The sequence below is a fragment of the Escherichia sp. S10b genome (assembly GCF_028421345.1).
Classification (GTDB): domain Bacteria; phylum Pseudomonadota; class Gammaproteobacteria; order Enterobacterales; family Enterobacteriaceae; genus ECMA0423.
Genome location: NZ_JAHZSO010000078.1, coordinates 1 through 670, shown reverse-complemented (window position 1 = coordinate 670; position 670 = coordinate 1). Strand labels below are relative to the sequence as shown.

The following is a 670-nucleotide window of genomic DNA, read 5'->3' as shown; positions in this document are numbered from 1 at the left end:
ATCACGGAAACCAGCAACCACATCGCCGCAGGGCTGAAAATACTCACCACAGTGTGGACAGGGCCAGTACCAGCGACGGCGATCACCACGGTTATAGAGCGACAGGATCCCCGTGGTTGGTGGAGCCTCATGCGGTGAAGTCCGTCGCCATTTCACATCCTTCACATCCCTGCCGGGGGAACTCTCCACCAACGTCATACCGCTGGACATAAATGTGGTGGTACGTTTTGAGGCAAGAGAGAAGGCATCCCCCTCGCCATCAATATCTTCCGGAAAACGGTCATAATCCGTCAGCGCGACGCATTTATAATCTGATGAGGACATGATATTGACTGACGGCCAGCCGATTTTCAGGTAGTTGCCAGCAAGGAATGTTCTGTCATAAACGTTGTTGTCATTTTTGTTCGGACTCAGGCGACTGACCACTTCCGGGCTGACGCGAAACGTTCTGGCGAGTCGTTTTTTGGAGTGTTCGCGGGCTTTTTCCTCCGTCATCTGAATGATCAGCATATCAGCAGGATCGCAAATCACGTTGTAAATCACCCAGCCGTCAATCAGGCCGATAGTCTTGCCGGTTCGTGCCGGGCCAACAAATATCACTGCGTCGTATTCACGCGAGGCCAGGCAGTTCATCGGCTCAATAACATACGGTGCCACCAGCGGATCCCAC

The 670-nt window shown here is 53.1% G+C and carries 1 protein-coding gene; it reads right to left on the bottom strand.

Features of this window, described 5'->3' with window-relative positions; all coding sequences use genetic code 11:
* On the bottom strand, window positions 1–670 hold a 670-nt coding region (locus tag FTE26_RS07055; RefSeq protein WP_272457523.1), incomplete at both ends, for a phage terminase large subunit family protein.